The organism is Streptomyces sp. RPT161 (genome assembly GCF_027533845.1).
Classification (GTDB): Bacteria; Actinomycetota; Actinomycetes; order Streptomycetales; family Streptomycetaceae; genus Streptantibioticus_A; species Streptantibioticus_A silvisoli_A.
Window position 1 is genome coordinate 105,199 of record NZ_JAPZVN010000022.1, and the last position, 6,708, is coordinate 111,906.

The following is a 6,708-nucleotide window of genomic DNA, read 5'->3' on the forward strand; positions in this document are numbered from 1 at the left end:
CGCACACCCCCATGACGCGCGCTCCGGGCTGTCACCGGAACCACTCGTCCGGGCAGACTTCCCGCGTCGCCCCTGAACGTTCACCCGTACGAGGGTGACCATCCGCCGCCGGACCGTGGGTGGCACCGCCCCGATCCAGCGGCGGACCGGCGGCCGACTACGCCGTACGTATCTGCGGACGCGACCGAAGCCCCTCCAGCAGGATCTCCAACAGCCGCGCCGAAGCCGCCGCCTGCTGCGCCGCGTCCGGCAGTGAAGGCGCCGCGGTGGCTATCACCAACAGCACGTCGGCCACCGCCACATCGGGCCGCAACTCGCCCGCCGCACGCGCCCGCTCGACCAGTTGGCCGACCACCGTGAGTAGCGCCGTGATGCCGCCGTCGTGCTCCGCGCCGACCGTGGAGCGCGGCTCGACCAGCCGCGGCGACTCAGGCCCGTGGCCGTCCACACGGTGCGGCACGACCGCCACCGACTCGCGCTGCTGCGGAACCCTGGCCTCGGCCAGCTCGGGCGCGCTGGTCTCCACCCGCAGCACCTGCGGCGGCAGCAGCCGCCCTGCCCCGGACGCCACCGAGGTGCGCAGGAACCGCGAGAGCGCGGCCCACGGATCGTCCTCCTGTCCGAGCGCGGCGCGGGCCTGCTCGGTCAGCCGGGCGGTCTCCTCCTCGGCGATCCGGCGCACCAGCACGTCCTTGCTGGGGAAGCGCCGGTAGACCGTGCCGACACCCACCCGGGCGCGTCGCGCCACGTCCTCCATCGGCGCGCCGTAGCCCAGCTCGCCGAAGACCTCGCGCGCCGCCCGCAGCACATGCTCCAGATTGCGCTGGGCATCCACCCGCAGCGGTGTGCCCCTGCCCCCCGAACCCCCCGTCGTCAGGCCGTGCGCTCGTCCATGGGCACGGCCGTGTCCGTCACCGTCAGTGTTGATGGTCATCGCCCACTGCGGGTCCTGAATATGCATATGTATCCCCCGGTTGTGACGTCTCCCCCCGGAGACTCCCCCAATGTCCCTTCGGTGCCGGGCACTTGCCCGTACCGATGACGTACCGCTGTACGAACATAGTTGAGCCCAGGTCAAGAATGAAGGGGGAGGTTCCGCCCGGACCGCCCCGATCGCGTACTTCCCCGGACTGCTTTCCAGCATCGTACGAGTCTGTGAGCCAACCATGATCGGCCTGTGGACAACGTTGTGCGGCCCTGTGGACAAACCACCGCTTGTCGGTGCGTCATGGGAAGGTGACACAGCCAGCACGGATCCTGGTGGTCGGCGGCGGATACGTCGGCATGTACGCGGCCCTGCGCCTCCAGCGCAGGCTCAGGCGCCGCGAGGCCGAGGTCGTCGTCATCTCGCCCGACCCGTACATGACGTACCAGCCGTTCCTCCCCGAGGCGGCCGCCGGGTCCGTGGCGCCCGCGCACGTCATCGTGCCGCTCCGGCGCGTCCTGCCCCGCTGCCAGGTCGTGGTCGGCGAAGCGCGCCGCATCGACCACGCCAGACGGACCGCGTACGTCTCCACGCCCGCCACCCGCAGCGAGGGCGGCGGCGACGCCGAGCTGCGCTACGACGAGATCGTCCTCGCCCCGGGGTCGGTCTCCCGCACCCTGCCGATCCCCGGACTGGCCGAGTCCGGCATCGGGTTCAAGACCGTGGAGGAGGCCGTCGGCCTGCGCAACCACGTGCTGGCCCAACTCGACATCGCCTCCTCCACCCGCGATGTCGAGGTCCGCGACGCGGCGCTGACCTTCGTCTTCGTCGGCGGCGGATTCGCCGGGGTCGAGGCGCTGGGCGAGCTGGAGGACATGGCCCGCTACGCCACCCGCTACTACCACAACGTGCTGCCCGACGACATGCGCTGGGTGCTGGTGGAGGCTACCGACCGGATCCTGCCGGAAGTCGGCGAGGAACTCGGCCGGTACGCGGTGCGCGAGCTGCGCGGCCGCAACATCGACGTACGGCTGGAGACCCGGCTGGCCAGATGCGAGAAACGGATCGCGGTACTCAGCGACGGCGCGCGCTTCCCCACCCGTACGGTGGTGTGGACCGCCGGGGTCAAGCCGCATCCGCTGGTCGCCGCCACCGACCTGCCGCGCGACCCGCACGGCCGGCTGCGGGTCACCGCCGCGCTACGGCTGGACGGCACCGAACACGCCTGGGCGGCCGGTGACGCCGCGGCCGTACCCGACCTGACCGCGCAGAAGCCCGGCACCGAGTGCGCGCCGAACGCCCAACACGCCGTCCGCCAAGGCAGGCTCCTCGCCGACAACATCATCGCCACCCTCCGCGGCGGCGAGCCCCAGGAGTACCGGCACGCCCTGATCGGCTCGGTGGCCTCCCTCGGCCTGCACAAGGGTGTCGCCCATCTGTACGGGCGCCAGGTCAAGGGCTACCCTGCGTGGCTCATGCACCGCGTCTACCACCTCAGCCGCCTCCCAACGGCCAACCGCAAGTCCAGAGTCCTCGCCGACTGGACCCTGGCCGCGCTGTTCAAGCGGGAGATCGCGGCACTCGGCTCCCTGGAGAACCCCCGTGCGGAGTTCGAACTCGCCGCAGGCATCGGCAGACAGCCGGACGTCTGACCCCGGCTGGGCCCACCACCGCCCCCAACCGAGGTACTCGCCGCACTGCCACATCCGTCCCTCGCCAACTACGCTCCAACACTGCGATGGTGACGGCGGGTACGCCCGTACCTGCGAAGAGTGACACATGCGCCTGACGCGGGCAGAGTGTGACACAGAAGAGAAACTGGGCGTTTACCCCACGGCCGCCCGGCAGAGCCACCCGGTACGACAGCACGAGGCATCAATCTGTGAATCTGACGCGCTGGAGCGCCCGGCTCCCCGGAACACAGCGACGCGCGGCGGCTGCCGCCGCGGCAGCGGATCCCACCGCCACACCGGGCGCCACCGGTGCCACGGGATCCGTCCCCGCCGCCCGCGCGGCGCGGCACCCCGGGGCGACCGCGGCCGACCAACTCTCCGTCCATGACGTCCTCGGCCAGGTACCGGCGCTGATCGCCATCACCTACGGGCCCGAGCACCGCACCGGGTACGTCAACGACGCCTACACCGAGGTCTTCGGCGCCCGCAAAACCGGCGAACCGGCCCGCGAATCGCTGCCCGAACTCGCCGAGCTGGGCCTGTTGCCGCTGATGGACCAGGTGCTGCGCAGCGGACGCCCGCGCACCGTCAAGGCCCGCAAGGTGACCTGGGCGCGTGGCGCGAACGAGGAGCAGCGCAGCGGCTACTTCACGTTCACCTGCACCCCGTTGGCGAACACCGCTCTGGAGAAGGCCGCGGCCGAGGATGCCGCGGAGGGCGGTGTGCTGGTCTTCGCCGCCGACGTCACCGACCAGGTGCGCTCCGCCGAACGGCTGCGGGCCAGCGAGCGGTTGCAGCGCGAGGCCGCTGTCACTTTGCAACGCAGCCTGCTGCCACAGGAGTTGGAGCAGCCCGACGACCTGCGGGTGGCCGCCACCTACCAGCCCGGCGGCACCGAGGCCGCCGTCGGCGGCGACTGGTACGACGTGATCACCCTCGGCGCGGGCCGCACCGCCCTGGTGATCGGCGACGTCATGGGCCGCGGAGTACGCGCCGCCGCCGTGATGGGCCAGCTGCGCACCGCCGTAAGGGCGTACGCCAGGCTGGACCTCCCGCCGCACGAGGTGATCCAACTCCTCGACGGGCTGGCCGCCGAGATCGACGCCAGCCAGATCGCCACCTGCGTCTACGCCGTCCACGACCCCAGCGAGGCCCGGCTGACCTACGCCTCCGCCGGGCACCTGCCCATCGTCATCCGTGCGGCGGACGGCACCGTCCACCGCGCCGAGGGGCCGACCGGCCCACCGCTGGGCACCGGCGGCTGGCTGCACGCATCGGGGTCGGTCCCGCTGGAGCCCGGCGCCACCGCCGTGCTCTACACCGACGGGCTGGTGGAACGCCGCGACGAGGACATCGACGAGGGCGTCGCCGGGCTGGAGCGGGCACTGGCCGGAGCCAGCGGCACCCCGCAGGTCATCTGCGACCGGCTGCTGCGCACCCTGGGCGTCAGCTCGGACCATGACGACGACGTGGCGGTACTGGTGCTGCAACACCCCCGGCACACCGGGGCCGAAGCGGAACTGTTCCGCAACGCCTCACTCGACCTGCTCGGCGGCGTCGAAGCGGCGCCCCGGGCACGGGCGTTCGCGACCGGGGTGCTCGCGTCCTGGCGGTTCCCGGTGGAGTTGCGGGACCTCGGGGTGCTGGCCACCAGCGAACTGGTGGCCAACTCGCTGCAACACGGCACCCCGCCCATGCGGTTGCGGCTGCGCCGCACCGACCGGCGACTGATCATCGAGGTGACCGACGGCGACGACCATCTGCCACGGCGACGGCGCGCCGAGCCCGGAGACGAAGCGGGCCGCGGGATCGCGATCGTCGCGACCATCGCCTCCTCATGGGGCTCGCGGCGGACACCGGGCGGCGGGAAGACCGTCTGGTGCGAGTTCGCCCTGCCGGGTACCGGCGGCTGACCGCTCAGGCCGCCGCCACCACCCGATCCGCCTCCGCGGACGGCGCGGACACGGCGGCGGCACGCATCGGCGAGTCCTGTACAGGAGTGAGGCGCCGCCCCAACCGCAGCGACAGCACGGTGATCGCCAGTGAGCAGCCGACCAGCATCACGATGTACGGCGTGTACAGCCCAAGGCCCGCCAATATGCCGCCGACCAGCGGCCCGACGGCCAATGCGAGCTGCTTGACCAGCGCGAACGCCGAGTTGTACAGCCCGACCATGCGGCCCGGGGCCAGATCCGCCACCAGCGGAGCCACCGTCGGCGCCAGCAGCGCCTCGCCCAGCCCGAACAGGGCGTACGTGGAGATGATCGCCCCGGTCGCCCACATCTGGTGCCCGTGGATCAGCCCGGAGGCGCCCGCCGCCAGCCAGGCGACCGTCCATATCAGCCCCACCGCCGCAATGACGCGGGTGCGCCGACGCCGCTCCACGGGCTTGAGTACCAGGAACTGCGCGATCACGATGACCGCCGTGTTGGCGGCCAGCGCCACGCCCAGGGTGGCGGGCTGGATACGGGTGACATCGGTGGCGAACGCCGACAGTCCGGACTCGAACTGCCCGTAGCAGGCGAAGAACATCACCGCGCCGAGCACGCACAGCCGCACCATCGACCGGTCCGCGAGCAACGCCCGCCAACCGCCGATCCGCTCACCCTCCGGCGCGTCCTGGATGTCCTCGATCGCGACGGTACGCGGCAGACGCACGGTCGCCACGATGGCGGCCAGCACCAGGAACATCGCCGCCTCTATGGCGAACAGCCGGGTGAACGAGCCGGGGTGGGCGGTGTCCACCAGCAGCCCGCCGAACAGTCCACCTATGCCGAGCCCCAGGTTGTTCAGGAAGAACTGCGTGGCGAAGGCGCGCGAACGCGTCGTGGTGCTAGAGCACCAGACGATCAGCGTGGCCAGCGCGGGCTGGATCACCGCCATGCCCGCACCGAGCACGCCGGAGGAGACGATCGCCATCGGGGCCGACGTCGCCAACCCGAACCCCAGCGAACCGACCGCGGAGACCACGGAACCGACGAGCACTACGGGCAGCGGACCCCGCCGGTCGATGACCCGACCGGTGAACGGCAGCACGACCAGCGCGGCGGCGGCGAAAGCCCACAACACCACGCCCGCGGTGACGGCACCAAGATCTCGAACCCGCGCCACGTAGACGAACAGGAACGGGACCGTGAAGCCGTTGCCGAACGCGCTCAGCGCGTTCCCGAACTGGATCCGGCGCAGCGCTGCGCCCATTGCCGTGGTCACACTCACCTACCTCTGGTGCGAGAGCCCGTGGTCTACGAGCTCGAAGACTTCAACCCTAAACTTCGAAGCTAAAATATACATGGCCGAAGACTTAAGTGCGAACGACTTCCATGGGATACTCGGCACATGACCGCAGCCGACGAGCCGCCCCATGAGCCGGCGGAGCTAGACCTCGACGAGCAGATCGCCATCTACCAGCGCGAGTTCCCCGAGGTGGACCCGCAGATCGAGAAGGTCGTCTCGGCCCTCCAGCGGCTGAACCGGCGGATGAACGTCGCCTACGGGCGCCAGGTCGCCGAGCTCGGCATAAGCAACGCCGAGTGGGAGGTGCTCAAGGCCCTCGTACTGGTCGGCAAGCCCTACCGCCTCGGTCCCGGTGATCTGGCCAAGCGCCTGGGACTGACCCCCGCCGCGATGACGCACCGCATCGACCGGATGGTCGCCGAGGGTCTGGTGACCCGCGAGCGCGACGAGTCCAACCGGGTACGGGTGATCGTCGAGCTGACCGACGAGGGCCGGGGCAAGTGGCTGGAGGCCATGAGGATGGCGGCGGGCTTCGAGTCGGAGCTGTTGCAGGACCTGTCCTCCGAGGAACTGGCCACGCTGGGCGGGATGTTGGCGAGCGTTCTGCACCGGGTGGACCCGGATGCGACGGACGACACCGAAGCGAGTTGACACGGGCCCGGCCCATCCGTAGTGTTCTCCGAGTTGCCCGGCGTGAGCGCCGACTTCGGTCGGTCCGCGGGTGACCATTCCGCAAACGCAACCGACTAGCTGTCGCAGCTTTTTCGTGCGTGTTTTCGGAATGTGGAACCGGAATTCGCTCGATTAGACCGAGCGGCCAAGGATCCACTAAAGTCTCACTCGTCGGAACGGCCGCGAGGCCGGAAAGACAAACCA

General features: G+C 70.8%; 5 protein-coding genes. 3 read left to right on the top strand and 2 right to left on the bottom strand.

Annotated elements, in window-relative coordinates; all coding sequences use genetic code 11:
* Positions 1 to 157: 157 nt before the first annotated feature.
* Positions 158 to 961: a TetR/AcrR family transcriptional regulator gene (locus tag O5O46_RS29735; protein ID WP_443072658.1), complete on the bottom strand. Its 804-nt coding sequence runs from the start codon at positions 959 to 961 to the stop codon at positions 158 to 160.
* 323 nt (positions 962 to 1,284) lie between these two features.
* Here O5O46_RS29735 and O5O46_RS29740 point away from each other — a divergent pair, with 323 nt between their 5' ends.
* Together O5O46_RS29740 and O5O46_RS29745 are read left to right on the top strand one after the other, a co-directional pair.
* Positions 1,285 to 2,577, top strand: a complete 1,293-nt coding sequence (locus tag O5O46_RS29740; protein WP_269858722.1) for an NAD(P)/FAD-dependent oxidoreductase — start codon at positions 1,285 to 1,287, stop codon at positions 2,575 to 2,577.
* Between the two features lie 230 nt (positions 2,578 to 2,807).
* Positions 2,808 to 4,511, top strand: a complete 1,704-nt coding sequence (locus O5O46_RS29745) for an ATP-binding SpoIIE family protein phosphatase (protein WP_269858715.1) — start codon at positions 2,808 to 2,810, stop codon at positions 4,509 to 4,511.
* Between the two features lie 4 nt (positions 4,512 to 4,515).
* Here the strand turns inward: O5O46_RS29745 and O5O46_RS29750 are convergent, their stop codons facing one another.
* Positions 4,516 to 5,808, bottom strand: a complete 1,293-nt coding sequence (locus tag O5O46_RS29750) for an MFS transporter (RefSeq protein ID WP_269858716.1) — start codon at positions 5,806 to 5,808, stop codon at positions 4,516 to 4,518.
* Positions 5,809 to 5,934: 126 nt separating this feature from the next.
* Here O5O46_RS29750 and O5O46_RS29755 point away from each other — a divergent pair, with 126 nt between their 5' ends.
* Entirely contained in the window at positions 5,935 to 6,483 is a 549-nt protein-coding gene (locus tag O5O46_RS29755) for a MarR family winged helix-turn-helix transcriptional regulator (protein ID WP_269858717.1), read from the top strand.
* Positions 6,484 to 6,708: the final 225 nt, after the last annotated feature.